Origin of the sequence: Stenotrophomonas sp. HMSC10F07 (genome assembly GCF_001807895.1) — a bacterium.
GTDB lineage: Bacteria > Pseudomonadota > Gammaproteobacteria > Xanthomonadales > Xanthomonadaceae > Stenotrophomonas > Stenotrophomonas sepilia.
Genome location: NZ_KV791347.1, coordinates 60839 through 79782 on the forward strand (window position 1 = coordinate 60839; position 18944 = coordinate 79782).

The window sequence follows — 18944 nt, forward strand, 5'->3', positions numbered from 1 at the left end:
CGTGAAGCTAGGCATTCAAGTGTGAAGGATGCGTGCACACCTGACACGTGCCATTTGTCCTGTGCGGCTGAATGCGACACGGAGTACCATCTTCCACCCTTTGCCCTCTGGAACCGACCTGCATGCGTCCTGGTGCGACTACGCGTGACCGCTGGATCTGGATGACGTCCGCCGTGCTGCTGGCCGCGACCATCGCGTTGGAACTGGTCGTCCCGCTCGGCTATGCGGTATGGCTGGCCTACTTCCACGCGGTCGGCGTGACGGTGTTCCAGCGCAGTGCACGCGCGCCGTTCGTGGTCGCGGTGATCGCCTGTGTCCTGCTGGTGATCGGCTTCAACGTTGCGCCAGCCAGCAACAATTCGTCGTTCTCGCTTGTCAACCGTACCGTCGGTGGCTGCGCCTTCCTGATGATCGCACTGATCGTCTCGCGCGCGATCCAGGCCCGGCGCCAGGCGATGCGCGCGCTCTGGCTGCAGGAGGCCGAGAACGCGGTGGCGATGAGCCTGCGCGGTGACCTCGGGCCGGAGCAGATCGCCGAGGCGGCAGCAGTAAGCCTGGCCGGGCAGCTGGATGCAGAGGTCGGTGCGGTCTATCGCCTGGACGGCGGCCGGCTGCAGCTGACCGGTGGCGTGGCGCTGCCCTCTGGGACGCCGGCCTCCCTGGCCCTGCACGAAGGACTGGCCGGGCAGGTTGCCCGGGACGAACGCATCCGCCACCTGCACGGCGAAGATGCTGCCGTGCTCGAACTGCAGACCAGCCTGGGCCGGCTGCCGGTGCGCGAGCGCATCCTGGCGCCGATCAGCAGCGATGGTACGGTGGTCGGTGTCATCGAGCTGGGCCGCGCGCGGGCGGGTGAACAGCGTGACCTGGATCGCGAGCTGCTGGAGCGCTGCGCCGACACCATCGGCATGGCACTGCGCGCGTCGCTGCTGCGTGCGCAGCTGGTGGTTCTGCTGGAAGAGTCGCAGCGCCAGGGCGAGGAGCTGCAGGCCCAGCAGGAAGAGCTGCGCGTGGCCAACGAGGAACTGGAAGAGCAGAGCCGCAGCCTGTTGCAGTCGCAGAGCCACCTGGAAGAACAGCAGGCTGAGCTGGAACAGAGCAACGTGCAGCTGGAAGAGCGCACCCACGAGCTGGAGGCGCAGAAGCAGGCACTGCTGATCGCGCAGAGCCAGCTGGTGCGCAACAGCAACGAGCTGGCGGCGACCTCGCGCTACAAGTCCGAGTTCCTGGCCAACATGTCGCATGAGCTGCGCACGCCGCTGAACAGCTCGCTGATCCTGGCCAAGCTGCTGGCCGACAACAAGGACGGCACGCTGACCGAGGAACAGGTGAAGTACGCGCGAGCGATCCTGTCGTCCAACAACGACCTGCTGGCGCTGATCAACGACATCCTCGACCTGTCGCGCATCGAGGCCGGCCATGTCGAACTGTCCGATGAAGTGGTGGTGGTCGAGAGCGCGCTGCAGCGCCTGCGCGAGACGTTCGAGCCGATGGCGCGGCAGAAGGGCCTGGCCCTGCAGATCGAAGCCGACGCCCTGGCACCGACCCAGATGGTGGTTGACAGCCAGCGGCTGCAGCAGATCCTGAAGAACCTGCTGGCCAACGCGGTGAAGTTCACCGAGCATGGCAAGGTCAGCCTGCACGTGCGTGCCGGCGGCAACGGCCGCATCCGGTTCGAGGTCTGTGACACCGGCATCGGCATTGCCCGCGAGCAGCTGGATGTCATCTTCGAAGCGTTCCGCCAGGCCGATGGCAGCACCCGCCGTCGCTACGGCGGTACCGGCCTGGGCCTGTCGATCTCGCGCGATCTGGCCGAGCGCATGGGCGGCGGCATCCAGGTTGACAGTGAGCCCGGGCGCGGCAGCTGCTTCATCTTGGAGCTGCCGTTGCAGGGTGCGCCTGCGGCGAGCGCAGCCGACGCTGCCGAGGTCCCCGTGGCAGCGCCGCCGACGGCGCCGGCCGTGCTGCCGGCCGCGCCCGTACGCGCTGCGACCGCGGCAGCGCCGGTTACTGCGATGGCCGGCGTAGCCGACGACCGCGGTCGCCGCCAGCGCGCCGGGCGCCTGATCCTGGCGGTCGAGGATGATGCCACGTTCGCCGAAGCACTGGTGGCGCTGGCCCATGAACTGGACTTCGACTGCGTGGTAGCGGGCACGGCGGAAGAGGCGCTGGCCCTGGCCAGTGAACTGCGCCCGAACGGCATCCTGCTCGATATCGGCCTGCCGGACGTTTCGGGCCTGAGCGTGCTGGAACGCCTGAAGCGCAACCCGGACACCCGCCACATCCCGGTGCATGTGGTCTCGGCCACGGACCGCAGCCAGGTGGCGCGCGAGCTGGGTGCGATCGGTTTCGCGATCAAGCCGACCACGCGCGAGCGGCTGGTGACGGCGATCGAACAGCTGGAACAGACCAGCCAGCGCGACATGCGGCGGCTGCTGATCGTGGAAGACGACAACGAGCTGCGCCACAACCTGGAACTGTTGCTGGGCCGCGACCAGCTGCAGATCGTCGCTGTAGGCACCCTGGCCAGCGCACTGGAACAGCTCAGTACGGTCACGTTCGACTGCATGGTGATGGACCTGTCGCTGCCCGACGGCAGCGGCTACGACCTGCTCGAGCACATGGCCGGCAACGACGATGTCGGTTTCCCGCCGGTGATCGTCTATACCGGCCGCGCGCTCAGTCGCGAGGAAGAGCAGCGACTGCGCCGCTATTCCAAGAGCATCATCATCAAGGGCGCGCGTTCGCCCGAGCGCCTGCTGGACGAGGTGACCCTGTTCCTGCACAGCGTGGAGGCCAGCCTGCCCAGCGACCAGCAGCGCCTGCTGCGCGAGGCCCGCCGTCGCGACACCGTGCTCGACGGTCGGACGGTGCTGCTGGCCGAGGACGACGTGCGCAACATCTTCGCACTGTCCAGCGTGCTCGAACCCCTCGGCGTCACGCTGGAGATCGCGCGCAATGGCCAGGAAGCGGTGGATCGGCTGGCCGAGCGCGAGGTCGACCTGGTGCTGATGGACATCATGATGCCGGAGAAGGATGGCCTTGCTGCGATGCGCGAAATCCGCGCGCAGCGCCACCTGCAGGACCTGCCGATCATCGCGCTGACCGCCAAGGCCATGCCGGACGACCGTGAGCGCTGCCTGCAGGCCGGCGCCAACGACTACATCGCCAAACCCATCGACGTCGACAAGCTGGTCTCGCTGTGCCGGGTCTGGTGCTCGCGGCAATGAACGAGCAGGCCCTGTTCGATCTGGAGCTGAAGGTGCTGCTGGAAGCGCTTTACCAGCGCTACCACTACGATTTCCGCAGTTATGCGGTGTCGTCGCTGCGCCGGCGGATCCGCCAGGCCATGCAGCGCTATGAGTGCGAGCGGCTGGCCGACCTGCAGCACCGCCTGCTGCACGAGCCGGACCTGTTCGCGCAGGCGATGCAGTTCTTCACCGTGCAGGTCTCGGAGATGTTCCGCGACCCGGCCTATTTCCGTGAGCTGCGCGAGCAGGTGGTGCCGGTGCTGCGCACCTACCCGTCGGTGAAGCTGTGGGTGGCCGGTTGCAGTACCGGCGAGGAAGTGTGGTCGCTGGCGATCCTGTTGCACGAGGAAGGCCTGCTGGAGCGCAGCATCGTCTACGCCACCGACATCAATCCGGCAGCCCTGGCCACCGCCGAGGCCGGCGCCTATGGCATCGACCGGATGGCCCAGTTCAGCCGGAACTACCTGGCGGCCGGTGGCAGCGCCTCGCTGTCCGACTACTACGCCACGGCCTACGATGGCGCGGTGTTCGATCGCCAGCTGCGCCGCAACGTGGTGTTCGCTGACCACAGCCTGGCCACCGACACCGTGTTCTCCGAGGTGCACCTGGTGTCGTGCCGCAATGTGCTGATCTATTTCAACCGCGATCTGCAGGACCGCGCGGTAGGCCTGTTCCGTGAAGCGCTGGTGCATCGCGGCTTCCTTGGCTTGGGCAGCAAGGAGTCGCTGCAGTTCGGGCGCCACCACGGCGCGTTCGAGACCTGCTCGCGGGAGCATCGCCTGTACCGGAAGGTTGCCTGATGGCACCGCCGACACGACCGGCGGTGCTGGTGATCGGGGCCTCGGCGGGTGGGGTCGCGGCGCTGCAGGCGGTGCTCGGCGCGCTGCCTGCGGCTCTGCCGGCGCCGGTGCTGGCCGTGCTGCACCTTCCGCGCGATCGCAGCAGCCGCATCGCCGATGTGCTGGCGCCGTACTGTGCGCTGCCGGTGCGCGAGGCCGAAGACAAGCAGCCGCTGCAGCCTGGCACGGTGACCTTTGCGCCACCGGACTATCACCTGCTGGTGGAAGACGCCGGTTCGCTGGCGTTGTCGGTGGACGCACCGGTGCTGTTTTCACGCCCGGCGATCGATCCATTGTTCGAGTCGGCTGCGGCCGTGTTCGGCGCGCAGGTGCTGGCCCTGCTGCTGACCGGTGCCAGCAGCGATGGTAGTGAAGGGGTGGCCGCGGTGCGCGCCGCCGGTGGCCGCGCCTGGCTGCAATGTCCCGAGGAGGCCGAGGCATCGATGATGCCGGCCTCCGCCCTGCAGCACGCCGGCGCCGATGCCGTGCTGCCCCTCGAACTGATGTGCCGTCGCCTGAAGGAGTTGTTTGCATGAACCTGCTGCCACCGGACCCTGCGCAGTCGCAGACCCCGGTCAACCTGCTGATCGTCGATGACGTGCCGCAGAACCTGGTGGCCATGCAGGCGCTGCTGCAGCGCGAAGGCGTGAACCTGCTGCTGGCGGGCTCGGGCGCGCAGGCGCTGGAACTGCTGCTCGAGCATGAGGTGGCGCTGGCCCTGCTGGACGTGCACATGCCGGAGATCGATGGCTTCACCCTGGCCGAGCTGATGCGCGGATCACACCGCAGCCGGGATGTGCCGATCATCTTCCTGACCGCTTCGCCGGACGACCCGCTGCGCGCGTTCAAGGGCTACGAAACCGGCGCGGTCGACTTCCTGCACAAGCCGGTGGCGCCGCAGGTGATCCTGAGCAAGGTCAATGTCTTCATCGAGCTGTACCAGCAGCGGCAGCTGCTGAAGGCGCGCAACGAGGCGCTGGAGCGCTCGCTCAAGCTCAACGAGACGATGGCGGCGGTGCTCACCCATGATCTGCGCACGCCGCTGTCGGCGATCCTGCTGTGTGCCGACAAGCTGGCGCTGGAGCTTCCTGCGGGCAATGACGGCGCGCAGCAGACCCTGAAGCACCTGGAAGCCAGCACGCTGCGCATGGCGCGCATGGTTGAGCAGCTGCTGGACTTTTCGCGGATCCGCAGCGGCGGGCTGCGCCTGCAGGCCAGCGCCTGTGATCTTGCCGAGGTCACGCGTGCGGTGGTGGCCGAAGCGGGCAGCGCCCACGGCCACGCACGGGTGCATCTGGATATGCTGGGCGATACCCGCCTGCAGGGTGATCTGGATCGGCTGGGACAGGTTGCCGCCAACCTGATCGGCAATGCGCTCACCCATGGCAGTGAGGCGAGGGTGGAGGTGGACGGCCGTGATCCGCGCAGCGTGCTGCTGCGGGTGAGCAACGCGGGACGGATCGACGACGCGCTGCTGCCGCGCCTGTTCGAGCCGTTCAAGGCCAGCTTCCATCCCAGCAATGGCCTGGGGTTGGGCCTGTATATCGTCGATCAGTTCGTGCGCGCACACGGCGGGCACATCGCAGCGCGCAATGAAGCCGGTCAGGTGGTGTTCGAAGCCCGGTTGCCGAGGCGCACAGAGCGGCTGCCGGCGGCCGCTACCTGAATTCTTCAGGGAACACCTGCGGGCACTGAGACGGACTCGTCCGCAGCTGCTACCGTGGGTGTACATCTTGTCAAGGAAGCGCCATGCCACTGCGTGCCATCGCCTACGTCAGCCAGGCGCTGCCGGATCTTTCCGCTGAACGGCTGCGGGCGCTGGTCGACGATGCAGCCCGTTTCAACAAGATGGCGGGCGTGACCGGTGTGCTGCTGCATGACGGCGGGCGATTCCTGCAGTACATCGAAGGGCCGCCGGATGGTATCGATTCGGTGTACGAACGGATCCTGCAGGCCGGTAGCCATATCGACATCATCGAACTGGCGCGTGGCCGCCTTGGCCAGCGCCAGTTTCCGTACTGGTCGATGCGCGCGTTGCCGGTGGAGGAGGCGCTGCTGCGGCAACTGTCTTCCAGCGACTGGTCAGGTTTCACCCGCGCGTTGCATGGTGACCCGTCGGCGCCGACCCCGGTGGATCTGCTCGATCAGGTCGTGCAACCGGTGCTGCACGCAGGTTGAACCTGCGTGGAAGGTTCAGCGCGCGGCACTTCCGCAGTACGCCGCGTGCAACGCCTGCAATACGCCCAGCGCCGGCCCTTCCACTACCCGGTAGTGGATCGACTGCGCTTCGCGCCGGGTCGAGACGATGCCAAGTCCGCGCAGCACCGCCAGATGCTGGGACAGCGCTGATGCGCTGAGCCCGGTCAGTGCCTGCAGTTCCGGTACTGGCGCCTCGCCTTCGACCAGCCGGCACAGCACGCGCAGCCGTGCAGGATGGGCCAGGCTTTTGAGCAGCGCCGCAGCCTGGGCGGCATGCTCGGCCATCGCGGCACTGTCGAGCTCGATTCGGGCCATGGTTGACCTTTTTCTTTAGAAGACGCTAATTTAGAAAAAGCTAATTCAAAAGGCAAGCGAATGAACGCGACAACTGGAGGCAGGTCATGACCGTGCTGTGGGCCGCCGTCGCGGGGGGTGCGTTGATCGGTGCGGCGGCGGTGGTCTTGCTGGCAACCACGGGCCGGGTAGCCGGCATCAGCGGCATCGCCGCTGGCAGCGTGCGCGCAACGCCCGGCGATCGAGGCTGGCGCTGGGCATTCCTGCTCGGCCTGCTTGCCGCTGCAGGGGGCGTGCTGTGCTGGCAGGCCGTGCCAGATCAAGCGCCCCGCGACCTGTTGCGTGACGCCTTGCCGGCGTGGCAGCTGGTTGGCGCCGGCCTGCTGGTCGGATTCGGTACGCGGTTGGGCAACGGCTGCACCAGTGGTCATGGAGTGTGCGGCATGGCCCGCGGCTCAATGCGGTCGCTGCTGGCGGTGCTGGTATTCATGGCCTGCGCAATGCTGACTACATTCCTGATCCGTCATGGCGGGGGCTTCGCATGAGCCGCGTGATGGCCGCCGCCGGCGCGGCAGGGGCGCTGTTCGGCGCGGGCCTGGCGCTGGCCGGCATGACCGATTCGCGCCGCATCCTCGGTTTCCTCGACATCGCCGGCGATTTCGATCCCACCTTGGCCTGGGTGCTGGCCTCGGCACTGCTGGTCAGCGCGGTCGGCCAGCGCTGGGTGCTGCGGCGCCCGCGGCCGTCATGCGCAACGCGCTTCCAACTGCCCGCTGCGCGCGGTGTCGATGTACGCCTGGTGCTGGGCGCGGCATTGTTCGGAATGGGTTGGGGTTGGGCAGGCTATTGCCCGGGCCCTGCCATCGCCGGGCTGGCGGTGGGATCGCGCGAAGCGCTTTGGTTCGTGCCGGCCATGCTTGCAGGTTTCTGGCTGCACGATCGCCTGGTTCGCCGGGGCTTCACCGCTGTGTCACCCTGAATCGGGTCATATCCACGGATCACGGGGAAAGGAGCGCAACGACATGGCACGGATGAAGTGGAAGGAAAGGGCACTGCTGGCGGTCGCGCTGGCCGCCGCAGTGGCACCCGCGCTGGCCTGCACGCGCGCGGTCTACCTGGGCGACAACGGTGATGTGATCACCGCGCGCTCGATGGACTGGAAGGTCGATGTGGCGACCAACCTCTACGTGCTGCCACGCGGCATCGCGCGCACTGGCCAGGCCGGGCCGAAGTCGCTGGCCTGGACGGCGCGCTACGGCTCGGTGGTGGCCACCGGTTATGACGTATCGACCACCGATGGCATGAACGAGAAGGGCCTGGTGGCCAACCTGCTGTGGCTGGTCGAATCGGAGTATCCGAAGCAGCGCGGCAACAAGCCGGGCCTGGCCATCTCACTATGGGCGCAGTATGTGCTGGACAACTTCGCCACCGTCGACGAGGCGGTCGCGGCGCTGCAGCGCGAGCCGTACTCGATCGTCACCGACAAGGTGCCGGGCGAAGACCGCCAGGCCACGCTGCACCTGTCGCTGTCAGATGCCAGTGGCGACAGTGCCATCGTCGAATACATCGGCGGTCGCCAGGTGATCCACCATGACCGGCGCTACCAGGTGATGACCAATTCACCGATCTTCGAGCAGCAGCTGGCACTCAACAGCTATTGGCAGCAGATCGGCGGCACGGTGATGCTGCCGGGTACCAACCGCTCAGCCGACCGTTTCGCGCGCGCCTCGTTCTACATCAACGCCATTCCCAAGTCCGAAGACCCGGTGGTGGCGCTGGCCAGCGTGTTCAGCGTGATCCGCAATACGTCGGTGCCCTACGGCATTACCACGCCGGGCGAGCCGAACATCTCCTCCACGCGCTGGCGTACCGTCGCCGACCACAAGCGGCGCTTGTACTTCTTCGAATCGGCATTGACCCCGAACACGTTCTGGGTCGACCTCAACAAGGTGGATTTCGGCGGCAAGGTGCTCAAGCTCGATCTCGGTCCGGACCAGCGCAATACCTTTTCCGGCGACGCGCTGGGCCACTTCGTGCCCAGCGCACCATTCGCGTTCCTTGGCGTCGACGGTTAGTTCGACGCCTGGCTGGAAGCCGGATAGACCGCCTGGATCGTGCAGCCGCCGCGGGTGTACTGCGGCAGCGGCGCCAGCGCGTCGTTGCGCAGGTCACCATTCTCGAATCCGGCGGTGAGGATGCGATCGCCCGGATTGCCACAGATCAGGCCGTTCTGCATGCCGGAGTGGAAGCTCAGCTGTGGCGCACGGTCGAGCTGGCGGCAGTGGCTGCCAAGCTCCACGCGATAGTAGCGGTGACCCCCATTGCGATGCGGATTGGTCTCCACCAGCATGCCCTGCGGGTCGGACGACCACGCGCGCACGTTGCGCGTGGCAAAGCAGTACGACGGCGAACCACCGAAACTGCGGCGGATGTCCCTGCGCTCGCGGATGGTCAGGGCGGGCAGGGTGGCCATGCGCAGGCGGTCGCTGTCGCGGGCCACGCTGGCGTAGTCGCGATCCTGCACGGGGGTCACCGCGCTGATCGCGCAGCTGCGGCCATCGACCACCACACGCTCGCTGGGGCGACCGCAGGCCCAGCCAGCGGGTGCTTCAAGTTTCAGCGTGGTGGCACCGCGGACGCCGGGGCACTCTTCGCTGAAGTCGATCCGATAGGCCTGGCCCGACGCGGCTCGCAGAGCGATTGAACGCGATGAAGCCTGCTCCACTTCCTGGACGCCGACCGCGTCCATGCAGTGCGGGGCCGGTGGCGTACGTTCCTGCGCGGAGGCCGAGGCGGTGAGCGCCAGGCCGAGGCTGGTGGCAAGCACCAGGGACAGCTGCTGATGGGTCATGACCTGCACTCCCTGCGTTGGATGACGGATCGACTATAGCAGCGGTTTGCACGGCCGTTGTTACACGCGCACACTGCCCGGATGGGCGCCATCTTCCATCTGCGGCACTACGGGCAGGCCACCGGCCTGGACCGCCATGACTACGCGCAGTGGGTGCTGCCGCTGCAGGGGGAACTGCAGTTCGAGATGGAAGGGCGCGGCGGCCGGCTGGACCTGCTGCAGGGGGCATTTGTCGCCGCCGGCGAAGCACATGACCAGATGGCGGACGGCCCCAATGGTTTCGTGATCGTTGATTGTCCTCCAGGCGTGCTGGATGACGGCACGCAGGAGCATCTGTGCCGCCAGCGCTGGCTGCATCTGCCGCTGGCGTTGCGGCAGCGCCTGGCCGCCGTGCAGGCAGGGCAGCCGATGCCGGCGTTGCTGCCGCAGTTGCTGCAGGTATTTGCACCGGCGGGCAGTGGCGCGCGCATGCAGGGCCTGTGCGCGGCGGTGCAGGCCGATCCCGGCCGGGCCTGGCCGGTTGCCCGGATGGCCGGAGTTGTCGGTGTCAGCGAGAGCCGGTTGCACACATTGTTCCAGCGCGAGTTCGGGCTGAGCCCGCAGGCCTGGCTCAGCGCGTGCCGCTTGCGTTGGGCCAAGCATCAGCTGCGCACCACTGCCGCGCCGATCAGCGATATCGCACTGGCCGCAGGCTATTCCGAACAGAGCGCACTGACCCGTGCGCTGCGCCGCGAATGTGGCCAGACCCCCGCTGCGTGGCGCAGGGGTGCCGGCTGATCTGTAGAGCCGAGCCCGCGCTCGGCTGCCCTTATCTGCACAACGGTGAATCGCAGCCGAGCATGGGCTCGGCTCTACAGAGGTGACAAGGCAGCAGCCTGGGTCAAGAGCGCCCAGCGGCCAGCGCTTACACTGCGCGGCCCGTTCCATCCGCCCGGACAATCCGAATGCGCAACAACCCGATGGCCGTGGGCATCGCCAATGGCGTGGCCGCTGGCGCACTGTGGGGCGTGGTCTTTCTCGCGCCTGCCGTGCTTCAGTCGTTCAATGCGTTGCAACTGTCCGCCGGCCGCTACCTGGTCTATGGCCTGATGGCAGTCGCCCTGCTGCTGCCGCGATGGAAGCGGCTGGCACCGCGGCTGGGCCGTGCCGAATGGTTCGGCCTGCTGTGGCTGAGCCTGGCAGGCAACCTGGTGTATTTCCTGCTGCTGGCGACCGCCGTGCAGTGGGCCGGTGGCGCTGCGGCATCGCTGATCGTTGGCCTGATTCCGGTGGTGGTCACCCTCGTTGGCGTGCGCGAGCAGGGCGCTGTACCACTGAAACAGCTGCTGCCGGCACTGGGGCTGTGCGTGCTGGGGGTCGCCCTGGTGGGTTGGGAAGCGCTGATGTCCGAGCACCTGGCCACCCCGTGGCGGCAGCGCCTGATCGGGCTGCTGTGCGCGTTCGGTGCGCTGTTCTCGTGGGCGCTGTATTCGATCGGCAACAGCCGCTGGCTGGCGCGCAGGCCGGACCTGTCCAGCCATGACTGGTCGCTGCTGACCGGCGTCACCACCGGCGGCCTGGCCCTGCTGCTGGTGCCGATGGCCTTCATCGGGCACACCGGCAGCCATACGGCGGCGCAATGGAGCGGGTTCTGGGCGATCAGCGCCGGCGTGGCAGTGGTGGCCTCGATCCTTGGCAACGCATTCTGGAACCGTGCCAGCCGCCTGCTGCCACTGACCCTGACTGGCCAGATGATCGTGTTCGAGACCCTGTTCGCGCTGCTGTACGCCTTTGCATGGCAGCAGCGCTGGCCCTCGCTGCTGGAAGCGCTGGCAATCGTGTTCCTGGTGGCTGGCGTGATGCTGTGCGCGCATGCGCATCGCACACCACGGGCGATCGCCGAACATGCCGGCTGAATGCAGTCGTCAAGCGTGCTGATGCCGGCTTTGTCTCAGTTGCAACCAAATGTCGGCACGTTGGCCGATGATCGCTGCATCGGTTTTTTGCATCGCAGCACTTGACAGCGGCCGGGCGCACGGTGTTTTCTGTGCGCCATGGTCCTTGATGCCGCCCACGCCAGCCTGATCGCCCCCGCCATTGCGGGCCGTTCGACTGCGCCGGTCGCGACCATCACCACCATTACCACCACCACCGTCACCACTGCCCTGGTGCGGCCCGTCGTCTTCGTGTAACTCCCGAAAACCACGGCCCCGCACCCTTCAGGTGGCGGGGAAACTCGACACCTGCATGCGACGGGGCCTCCTACCGAGGTCTGCATGCCTTCCCACGCTCCCGCTCATTCCGTTGCCCCGGCCGACCTGGCTGCCCCGTTCACCGTCGTGCACAAGTTCGGCGGCACCTCGGTGGCCGATGCCGAACGCTATCGCCATGTGGGCGGCCTGCTGCTGGCCCGTCCCGAATCGCTGCAGGTCACCGTCGTCTCGGCGATGAAAGGCGTCACCGACGCGCTGATCGAACTGGCCCAGCTGGCGGCCAAGGGCGATCAAGGCTGGCGTGAGGCCTGGCATGCCCTGCGCGCACGCCATCGCGGCGCTGCCGTTGCGCTGCTGGGCGAGCAGGTGGGCGAGACGGTCGAATGGATCGACGCCCGCTTCGATCAGTTGGCCGAAGTGCTGGCCGCGCTGGCGGTGATCGGCGAGCTGCCGCGCGAGGTGCTGGACCGTGTGCAGGGCTTGGGCGAAGTGTTTTCCGCACAGCTGCTCGGCACGCATCTGCGCGCGCTGGGCGAAGACTGCGCGGTGCTCGACGCGCGCGATGTGCTGGTGGTCGGGCATGGCGAACTCGGCGTGGATGTCGACTGGGAAGCCAGTGCCGATCGCCTGGCCAAGTGGCGCCTGCAGCATCCGCAGTCGCGCCTGGTTGCCACCGGATTCGTCGCACGCGATCGCGATGACCGCATCACCACCCTCGGCCGCAACGGCAGCGACTATTCCGGTGCGATCTTTGCCGCGCTGTTCAACGCTGACGAGCTGCACATCTGGACCGATGTCGATGGCGTGCTGTCGGCGGACCCGCGGCTGGTGCCCGAGGCGGTGCAGCTGGAAGCGCTGAGCTACGACGAGGCCTGCGAACTGGCGTACTTCGGCGCCAAGGTGGTGCACCCGCAGACGATGTCGCCGGCGATCCGCCTCGGCCTGCCGATCTTCATCCGCAATACGTTCCAGCCGGCGCATCCGGGTACGCGGATCAGCGCCGAGCGCTCGCCGCGCGGGCCGGTGAAGGGCCTGACCCTGAGTCCCGGGCTGGCCCTGCTGAACCTGGAAGGCACCGGCCTGATCGGCGTGCCGGGTACCGCCGAGCGCGTGTTTGCCGCGCTGCGCCAGGCGCAGGTGTCGGTGGTGATGATCTCGCAGGGTTCCTCGGAACATTCAATCTGCTGCGTGGTGCGTGCTGCCGAAGCCGGCCGTGGCCGTGATGCACTGCTGCACGCATTTGCGCACGAGTTGTCAGCGGGACAGGTGCAGCGCGTACAGGTCAGTGAGGGCGTCAGCGTACTGGCCGCGGTCGGTGACGGCATGGCCGGGCAGCCAGGTGTGGCGGCGCGCCTGTTCGAGGCACTGGGGCGTGCGCAGGTGAACATCCTGGCGATTGCGCAGGGCTCGTCCGAGCGCAACATCTCGGTCGCAGTGGATAGCGCCGATGCCACCCGTGCGCTGCGCGCGGCGCATGCAGGCTTCTGGCTGTCGCCGCAGACCTTCGCGGTCGGTGTGATCGGGCCCGGCAACGTTGGCGCCGCACTGCTGGACCAGTTGCTGGCCGCGCGCCCGCAGCTGCTGGCCAAGGCCAATGTGGATCTTCGCCTGCGTGCGCTGGCCTCGCGTTCGCGCATGCGCCTGGAAGTGGACGGCCTGCACGCGGACTGGCGCGAGGCCCTGCGGGACGCGGGTGAATCCAGCGATCTTGATCGTTTCACCGAGCACCTGCTGGCTGCGCACCTGCCGCATGCGGTGGTGATCGACTGCAGTGGCAGTGCCGAGGTGGCCGAGCGCTACGAGGGCTGGCTGGCGGCGGGCATCCATGTGGTCACCCCGAACAAACAGGCGGGTGCCGGGCCGCTGCCGCGCTACCAGCGCATCCGCGCCGCCGCAGCGGCCAGTGGTGCGCGCTTCCGCTACGAGGCCACGGTGGGCGCGGGCCTGCCGGTGATCACCACGCTGCGCGATCTGGTCGATACCGGTGACGAGGTGCTGGCCATCGAGGGCATCTTCTCCGGCACGCTGGCCTGGCTGTTCAACCGCTTCGACGGCAGCCAGCCGTTCTCGCAGCTGGTCGCGCAGGCGCGGTCGATGGGCTATACCGAGCCGGACCCGCGCGATGATCTGTCCGGTGTGGACGTGGCACGCAAGCTGGTGATCCTTGCACGCGAGGCCGGTCACGCGCTCAGCCTGGAACAGGTACAGGTGGAAAGCCTGGTGCCGGCACTGCTGCGCGACGGCAGCGTGGATGACTTCATGGCGCGGCTGGGCGAGTCCGACGCCAGCCTGCTGCAGCGCCTGCAGGATGCGCGGGCGCGTGGCGCGGTGCTGCGCTACGTGGCACGGCTGGGCACCGACGGCGCCTCGGTGGGCCTGCAGGAACTGCCGGCCGACCATGCCTTCGCCAACCTGCGGCTGACCGACAACGTGGTGCAGTTCCGTACCCGCCGCTACTGCGACAACCCGCTGGTGGTGCAGGGGCCGGGCGCTGGACCGGAAGTGACGGCGGCGGGCGTGTTCGCCGACCTGCTGCGGGTAGCCGCTGGCGAGGGGGCACGCCTGTGATCGCACGTGCATTTGCGCCCGCCACGGTGGCCAATGTGGCGGTGGGCTTCGATATTCTGGGGCATGCCATCGCAGGCGTTGGCGATACGGTGAGCGTGCGGTGTATCGATGAGCCGGTGGTGCGCATCGAGGCGATCCGTGGCAGTGCGGTCGAACTGCCGCTGGAGGCGGCCGGAAACACCGCAGGTGCCGCGTTGATGTCGCTGCGCGCAGGGCTGGGCCTGGACTTCGGCTTCGCGGTGGAGATCGACAAGGGCATTCCATTCGGCTCCGGCATGGGCGGCTCGGCAGCGTCGTGCGTCGCTGCGCTGGTTGCTGCCAACGCATTGCTGGACGCGCCACTCGCGCGCGAGGCGCTGTACCCGTTTGCGCTGGATGGCGAGGCCGTGGCCAGTGGGGGCCGCCATGGTGACAACGTGGGGCCGCTGCTGCTCGGCGGGCTGGCGTTGTGCACGGCCGACCGCCTGCTGCCGATCCCTGTGCCAGCCAGTTGGCACAGCCTGCTGGTGCACCCGCACGCGGTGCTGGAAACCCGTCTGGCACGCCAGGCGCTGCAAGGCAGCTATGCGCTGGGTGAATTCGTGGCGCAGAGTGCGAATCTTGCGCTGGTGCTCAGCGGCTGCCATCGCAGCGACGCGGCGCTGGTCCGCGCTGGCCTGCGCGACGTGCTGGTGGAGCCGCGACGGGCGGGACTGATCGGCGGCTTCGAGGCGGCTCGTGATGCGGCGTTGTCAGCCCGTGCAATGGGCGCAGGCATCTCCGGTGCCGGCCCCAGCGTGTTCGCCTGGTTCGAAGATGCCGACCAGGCCCACGCTGCCGCGGCGCCGGTGCAGGCGGCATTCGCTGCTGCCGGCTTCGACAGCGATGCCTGGGTATCGCCGCTGGATGCGCCCGGAGCCCGGCTGTGCTGAATCCTTCTCCCTCTTTGGATACTGAACCCATGCAATTCGTTTCGACCCGCGGCCGGTCCCCGGCCGTTGGCCTCAGTGCGGCCATCGCTGCAGGCTTGGCGCCCGATGGTGGCCTGTACGTGCCCCAGGTACTGCCGGCGCCACGTGAGCTGGAAGCCGGTGCGACCCTGGCCGATACCGCTGCAGACCTGCTGGCACCGTTCTTCGCCGGAGATGCGCTGGAGGCCGGATTACCGTCGATCTGCCGCGAGGCGTTCGACTTCCCGGTGCCGCTGCGTGCGCTCGGCGACGGTGACCACGTGCTGGAACTGTTCCATGGGCCGACGGCGGCGTTCAAGGACATTGGTGCGCGTTTCCTGGCCGGTACGCTGTCGCAGCTGCAGGCCGGCAAGGACCGTGACCTGACCATCGTCGTCGCCACCTCCGGCGATACCGGCGCGGCCGTTGCCGCGGCCTTCCACCGCCAGCCAGGCGTACGCGTGGTGGTGCTGTATCCGGATGGTCGCGTGTCACCGCGCCAGGCGCACCAGCTCGGCTGCTTTGGTGACAACATCCTGGCGCTGCGCGTGGCCGGTGCCTTCGATGACTGCCAGGCCATGGTCAAGCAGGCGCTGGCCGACCGCGAACTGCAGGCACAGGTGCCGCTGAGCTCGGCCAACAGCATCAGCCTCGGTCGCCTGCTGCCGCAGATGAGTTACTACGCACATACGGCACTGAGCCACTACGCGTTGCATCGTCGCCGGCTCAACCTGGTGGTGCCGACCGGCAACCTTGGCAACGCGATGGCCGCGGTGCTGGCGCGCGCACTGGGAGTGCCGATCGGGCAGATCGTGCTGGCCACCAATGCCAATGCCGTGCTGCCCGCGTACTTCAGTGGCGGCGACTACCAGCCGCAGGCCAGTGTGGCCACCGTGGCCAACGCAATGGACGTGGGTGCGCCAAGCAACTTCGAACGCCTGCGCTGGCTTTACCGCGGAGATGATGCGGAGCTGCGCGCTGCACTGCGTGCGTTCGCGGTGGATGATGTGACCATCCGCGCGACGATTGCGGCGGCCCATGCCAGCAGTGGCGAGCTGTTCTGCCCGCATACGGCTACGGCGGTGAAGGTGTTGCAGGACCTGCGCGCACGGGGTGCCAAGGGCGACTGGGCGGTGGTGGCCACCGCACATCCGGCCAAGTTCGAGGCCGTTGTCGAGCCGTTGATCGGCGAACCTTTGGCCGTGCCGCCGGCATTGGATGCGTTGTTGCAACGGGCGGCGCACGCCGAACCGTTGGCCGCCGATTACTCGGCGTTGCGCGAGGTGTTGTTGCGTTGATCGGAGATGGATGTGGTTGCCGGCCGCTGGCCGGCAATCCCATCAACCGCAGTGCGGTCAGATCAACCCTTCACCGGCCAGTGTGCGCAGCCCGTCCTCGTCGAGGATCTCCACTACGTTCAGGTGGGGCAGGGCAATCAGCCCTTGCTGGCGCAGCTTGGTGAAGGTGCGGCTGACCGTTTCCATGGTCAGGCCCAGATGGTCGGCGATGTCGCCTCGGCCCATCGGCAGCGACACGCGCAGGCCGTCGCCGCCCAGCTTGGCCTCGCGCGCGGCCAGGCGCAGCAGGAAATCGGCCAGCTTCTCGGCCGGCTGCAGGCGTGCCAGCGCCAGTGCAGCGTCCTGCGCGGCATCCAGTTCCTGGCAGGCACGCTGCAGCAGCTTGCGCTCCAGGTGCGGGAAGCGGCTGCGGAGCGCCTTCATCTGTGGCAGCGCGACGCGGCAGACACGGCTGTCGGCGATGGCTTCGATGTCGTAGCGGTGATGGTCGCTGCCGCTCAGGCCCAGGTAGTCGCCGGGCAGCACGAAGCCGTTGATCTGGCGGCGGCCGTCGGCCAGGGTGCGTACCAGGCGCAGTGCGCCGGCAGTCAATGTATAGACATGGTCGCGTTCTTCACCCGTGCGGGCCAGCGTGCTGCCCATGCTGACCTGCTGCGAAACGGTGACCTGTTCCAGCGCCTGCACTTCATCGGGCGACAGCGCCGAGCACACCGCAAGGTGGCGAACCGAGCAGTGCAGGCAGTCCAGCGTGGTGCAGGACGGCGAGGCGGGATCGTTGGTGGCGGGCGGAGCGCCGGAAGGCCGTGACATGTTGCGGGGGCGTATCGCGGGCGGGGGAGGGCCTTATGATACTTCAAGCGGCCGTTCGACCCTGCCCGAGGCGGGGGCGCTAGAATGTCGCCCCCTCCCACGTCCCGTTCCAGCAGGAGTTCCGCCCGTGATCAAGCCCCGTACCCCGCCCGGCACCCTTGAGCTGCTGCCGCGCGAGCAGATTGCGTTCCAGCGCATGCTGGACGTCATCCGCCGCAACTACGAGCGCTTCGGGTTCCTGCCGGTGGAGACGCCGGTGTTCGAGCTGTCCGACGTGCTGCTGACCAAGTCCGGCGGCGAGACCGAGCGCCAGGTGTACTTCGTGCAGTCCACCGGTGCGCTGGCCAATGCCGCCGAGTCGGGTGACCGTTCGCTGCCGGAAATGGCGCTGCGCTTCGACCTGACCGTGCCGCTGGCGCGTTACGTGGCCGAGCACGAACACGAACTCACTTTCCCGTTCCGCCGTTACCAGATGCAGCGCGTGTACCGTGGCGAGCGTGCCCAGCGCGGCCGTTTCCGCGAGTTCTACCAGTGCGACATCGACGTGATCGGCAAGGACAGCCTGAGCGTACGCTACGACGCCGAAGTGCTGGCGGTCATCCACGCCGTGTTCTCGGAACTGCGCATCGGTGACTTCAGCATCCAGCTGAACAACCGCAAGCTCATGCGCGGCTTCTTCGAGAGCCTGGGCGTGGCCGAAGGCGAGCGCCAGCTGGCGGTGCTGCGCGAAGTGGACAAGCTGGACAAGCGCGGCGCCGATTACGTGCGCGAGACGCTGGTGGGCGAGGGCTTCAACATCCCGGGCGAGCAGGTCGAGAAGATCCTGGCATTCGTGGCCGTGCGTTCGCAGGGTCATGCCGATGCGCTGGCGCAGCTGGCCACGCTTGAAGCCGACGCCGGTTCTTCGGAGATCCTGCGTACCGGTGTTGCCGAACTGCGCGAAGTGCTGCAGCTGGTGCAGGCGCTGGGCGTGCCGGAAACCGCGTACTGCCTGAACTTCTCCATTGCGCGCGGCCTGGACTACTACACCGGCACCGTCTACGAGACCACGCTGACCGACCACCCGCAGATCGGCTCGATCTGCTCGGGCGGCCGCTACGAGGACCTGGCCAGCCACTACAGCAAGTCCAAGTTGCCGGGCGTGGGCATCTCCATCGGCCTGTCGCGCCTGTTCTGGCAGCTGCGCGAGGCCGGCCTGATCGATGGCATCGAGGCCAGCAGCGTGCAGGCGCTGGTGGCGCTGATGGACGAGCAGGGCATGCCGCAGTCGCTGGACATCGCGCGCCGCCTGCGCGCGGGTGGCATCAATACCGAAGTGCAGATGGAGCCGAAGAAGATCGGCAAGCAGTTCCAGTACGCGGCCAAGGCGGGCATCCGCTTCGTGGTGCTGGCCGGTGAAGACGAGCTGGCGCGCGGCGTGGTGGCGGTGAAGGACCTGCTGCGCGAACAGCAGTTCGAAGTGTCGCGCGATGAGCTGGCGAGCACCCTGCAGGTGGAGCTGGAGCAGTCGAAGGTGATGTAACTGCCGGTTGGCCGCACGCCGACACGCCACGAAACGCCCACCACCCGGTGGGCGTTTTCATTTCCGGGCCGCGTTCCGGGGTCAGAGCCGTTTTCCTTCAGAAAGCGGATCCGACCCCTTGCTGTTCCAACAGCTCGCAGGAAACTGTCGACGGCGGGGTGGGTCCGGTGGCAGGGGTGTGAGCGGCATGG

General features: G+C 67.7%; 18 protein-coding genes. 15 read left to right on the top strand and 3 right to left on the bottom strand.

What is annotated here, in order from left to right; all coding sequences use genetic code 11:
• Nucleotides 1-122 precede the first annotated feature (122 nt).
• From HMPREF3114_RS05805 to HMPREF3114_RS05825, 5 genes are all read left to right on the top strand, one after another.
• On the top strand, nt 123-3230 hold the full coding sequence (locus HMPREF3114_RS05805; RefSeq protein WP_070489344.1) for a response regulator: 3108 nt from the start codon (nt 123-125) through the stop codon (nt 3228-3230).
• Nucleotides 3227-4051, top strand: a complete 825-nt coding sequence (locus HMPREF3114_RS05810; RefSeq protein WP_053499919.1) for a CheR family methyltransferase — start codon at nt 3227-3229, stop codon at nt 4049-4051. The genes HMPREF3114_RS05805 and HMPREF3114_RS05810 overlap by 4 nt, the downstream gene beginning before the upstream one ends.
• Nucleotides 4051-4626, top strand: a complete 576-nt coding sequence (locus tag HMPREF3114_RS05815; protein ID WP_053499917.1) for a chemotaxis protein CheB — start codon at nt 4051-4053, stop codon at nt 4624-4626. The genes HMPREF3114_RS05810 and HMPREF3114_RS05815 overlap by 1 nt, the downstream gene beginning before the upstream one ends.
• Nucleotides 4623-5756: a hybrid sensor histidine kinase/response regulator gene (locus HMPREF3114_RS05820; RefSeq protein WP_070489346.1), complete on the top strand. Its 1134-nt coding sequence runs from the start codon at nt 4623-4625 to the stop codon at nt 5754-5756. The genes HMPREF3114_RS05815 and HMPREF3114_RS05820 overlap by 4 nt, the downstream gene beginning before the upstream one ends.
• 83 nt (nt 5757-5839) lie before the next feature.
• Nucleotides 5840-6268, top strand: coding sequence for a BLUF domain-containing protein (locus HMPREF3114_RS05825; RefSeq protein ID WP_053499911.1), 429 nt, complete (start codon nt 5840-5842; stop codon nt 6266-6268).
• Between the two features lie 15 nt (nt 6269-6283).
• Here HMPREF3114_RS05825 and HMPREF3114_RS05830 read toward each other — a convergent pair whose 3' ends face one another.
• On the bottom strand, nt 6284-6604 hold the full coding sequence (locus HMPREF3114_RS05830) for an ArsR/SmtB family transcription factor (RefSeq protein WP_005416314.1): 321 nt from the start codon (nt 6602-6604) through the stop codon (nt 6284-6286).
• An 86-nt stretch (nt 6605-6690) separates the two neighbouring features.
• Here HMPREF3114_RS05830 and HMPREF3114_RS05835 point away from each other — a divergent pair, with 86 nt between their 5' ends.
• Genes HMPREF3114_RS05835 through HMPREF3114_RS05845 form a run of 3 tightly spaced genes read left to right on the top strand, consistent with a single transcriptional unit; the run spans nt 6691 to nt 8658 of the window.
• Nucleotides 6691-7128, top strand: a complete 438-nt coding sequence (locus HMPREF3114_RS05835; RefSeq protein WP_053499909.1) for a YeeE/YedE family protein — start codon at nt 6691-6693, stop codon at nt 7126-7128.
• Nucleotides 7125-7562, top strand: coding sequence for a DUF6691 family protein (locus HMPREF3114_RS05840; RefSeq protein WP_053499907.1), 438 nt, complete (start codon nt 7125-7127; stop codon nt 7560-7562). Before HMPREF3114_RS05835 ends, HMPREF3114_RS05840 begins: the two co-directional genes overlap by 4 nt.
• A 43-nt stretch (nt 7563-7605) precedes the next feature.
• The gene (locus HMPREF3114_RS05845) at nt 7606-8658 is read left to right on the top strand and encodes a linear amide C-N hydrolase (RefSeq protein WP_053499905.1); all 1053 of its coding nucleotides are present in this window, start codon (nt 7606-7608) and stop codon (nt 8656-8658) included.
• Here HMPREF3114_RS05845 and HMPREF3114_RS05850 read toward each other — a convergent pair.
• A complete protein-coding gene (locus HMPREF3114_RS05850) occupies nt 8655-9434 on the bottom strand; it encodes a DUF6491 family protein (protein WP_005416318.1) in 780 nt (259 codons plus the stop codon). The two genes, HMPREF3114_RS05845 and HMPREF3114_RS05850, sit on opposite strands and share 4 nt — an antisense overlap.
• 81 nt (nt 9435-9515) lie before the next feature.
• Between HMPREF3114_RS05850 and HMPREF3114_RS05855 the strand changes: the two genes are divergently transcribed.
• The 6 genes from HMPREF3114_RS05855 to thrC all read left to right on the top strand — a co-directional run bounded on the left by HMPREF3114_RS05855 (nt 9516) and on the right by thrC (nt 16421).
• Nucleotides 9516-10211, top strand: a complete 696-nt coding sequence (locus tag HMPREF3114_RS05855) for a helix-turn-helix transcriptional regulator (protein WP_053499903.1) — start codon at nt 9516-9518, stop codon at nt 10209-10211.
• Nucleotides 10212-10378: 167 nt separating this feature from the next.
• Nucleotides 10379-11329, top strand: coding sequence for a DMT family transporter (locus tag HMPREF3114_RS05860; protein WP_053499901.1), 951 nt, complete (start codon nt 10379-10381; stop codon nt 11327-11329).
• A 138-nt stretch (nt 11330-11467) separates the two neighbouring features.
• Nucleotides 11468-11605, top strand: a complete 138-nt coding sequence (locus HMPREF3114_RS21175) for a hypothetical protein (protein ID WP_162911581.1) — start codon at nt 11468-11470, stop codon at nt 11603-11605.
• A gap of 84 nt (nt 11606-11689) precedes the next feature.
• Nucleotides 11690-14194 carry a bifunctional aspartate kinase/homoserine dehydrogenase I gene (gene thrA, locus HMPREF3114_RS05865; RefSeq protein WP_053499899.1) on the top strand — a complete coding sequence of 835 codons (2505 nt, stop codon included), beginning with the start codon at nt 11690-11692 and terminating at the stop codon, nt 14192-14194.
• Nucleotides 14191-15105 carry a homoserine kinase gene (locus tag HMPREF3114_RS05870; RefSeq protein WP_053499897.1) on the top strand — a complete coding sequence of 305 codons (915 nt, stop codon included), beginning with the start codon at nt 14191-14193 and terminating at the stop codon, nt 15103-15105. Before thrA ends, HMPREF3114_RS05870 begins: the two co-directional genes overlap by 4 nt.
• 29 nt (nt 15106-15134) lie before the next feature.
• On the top strand, nt 15135-16421 hold the full coding sequence (gene thrC, locus HMPREF3114_RS05875) for a threonine synthase (RefSeq protein ID WP_053499895.1): 1287 nt from the start codon (nt 15135-15137) through the stop codon (nt 16419-16421).
• Nucleotides 16422-16478: 57 nt separating this feature from the next.
• Here the strand turns inward: thrC and HMPREF3114_RS05880 are convergent, their stop codons facing one another.
• Nucleotides 16479-17231, bottom strand: a complete 753-nt coding sequence (locus HMPREF3114_RS05880) for a Crp/Fnr family transcriptional regulator (protein WP_010482595.1) — start codon at nt 17229-17231, stop codon at nt 16479-16481.
• Nucleotides 17232-17358: 127 nt separating this feature from the next.
• Between HMPREF3114_RS05880 and hisS the strand changes: the two genes are divergently transcribed.
• A complete protein-coding gene (gene hisS / locus HMPREF3114_RS05885; RefSeq protein WP_065177574.1) occupies nt 17359-18753 on the top strand; it encodes a histidine--tRNA ligase in 1395 nt (464 codons plus the stop codon).
• Nucleotides 18754-18944 lie beyond the last annotated feature (191 nt).

What these genes read in the sequence shown, in the direction of transcription:
- HMPREF3114_RS05805 (WP_070489344.1), top strand. Translation starts at nt 123, where the DNA reads ATGCGTCCTGGTGCGACTACGCGTGACCGCTGGATCTGGATGACGTCC.
- HMPREF3114_RS05810 (WP_053499919.1), top strand. Translation starts at nt 3,227, where the DNA reads ATGAACGAGCAGGCCCTGTTCGATCTGGAGCTGAAGGTGCTGCTGGAA.
- HMPREF3114_RS05815 (WP_053499917.1), top strand. Translation starts at nt 4,051, where the DNA reads ATGGCACCGCCGACACGACCGGCGGTGCTGGTGATCGGGGCCTCGGCG.
- HMPREF3114_RS05820 (WP_070489346.1), top strand. Translation starts at nt 4,623, where the DNA reads ATGAACCTGCTGCCACCGGACCCTGCGCAGTCGCAGACCCCGGTCAAC.
- HMPREF3114_RS05825 (WP_053499911.1), top strand. Translation starts at nt 5,840, where the DNA reads ATGCCACTGCGTGCCATCGCCTACGTCAGCCAGGCGCTGCCGGATCTT.
- HMPREF3114_RS05830 (WP_005416314.1), bottom strand. Translation starts at nt 6,604, where the DNA reads ATGGCCCGAATCGAGCTCGACAGTGCCGCGATGGCCGAGCATGCCGCC.
- HMPREF3114_RS05835 (WP_053499909.1), top strand. Translation starts at nt 6,691, where the DNA reads ATGACCGTGCTGTGGGCCGCCGTCGCGGGGGGTGCGTTGATCGGTGCG.
- HMPREF3114_RS05840 (WP_053499907.1), top strand. Translation starts at nt 7,125, where the DNA reads ATGAGCCGCGTGATGGCCGCCGCCGGCGCGGCAGGGGCGCTGTTCGGC.
- HMPREF3114_RS05845 (WP_053499905.1), top strand. Translation starts at nt 7,606, where the DNA reads ATGGCACGGATGAAGTGGAAGGAAAGGGCACTGCTGGCGGTCGCGCTG.
- HMPREF3114_RS05850 (WP_005416318.1), bottom strand. Translation starts at nt 9,434, where the DNA reads ATGACCCATCAGCAGCTGTCCCTGGTGCTTGCCACCAGCCTCGGCCTG.
- HMPREF3114_RS05855 (WP_053499903.1), top strand. Translation starts at nt 9,516, where the DNA reads ATGGGCGCCATCTTCCATCTGCGGCACTACGGGCAGGCCACCGGCCTG.
- HMPREF3114_RS05860 (WP_053499901.1), top strand. Translation starts at nt 10,379, where the DNA reads ATGCGCAACAACCCGATGGCCGTGGGCATCGCCAATGGCGTGGCCGCT.
- HMPREF3114_RS21175 (WP_162911581.1), top strand. Translation starts at nt 11,468, where the DNA reads ATGGTCCTTGATGCCGCCCACGCCAGCCTGATCGCCCCCGCCATTGCG.
- thrA (WP_053499899.1), top strand. Translation starts at nt 11,690, where the DNA reads ATGCCTTCCCACGCTCCCGCTCATTCCGTTGCCCCGGCCGACCTGGCT.
- thrC (WP_053499895.1), top strand. Translation starts at nt 15,135, where the DNA reads ATGCAATTCGTTTCGACCCGCGGCCGGTCCCCGGCCGTTGGCCTCAGT.
- HMPREF3114_RS05880 (WP_010482595.1), bottom strand. Translation starts at nt 17,231, where the DNA reads ATGTCACGGCCTTCCGGCGCTCCGCCCGCCACCAACGATCCCGCCTCG.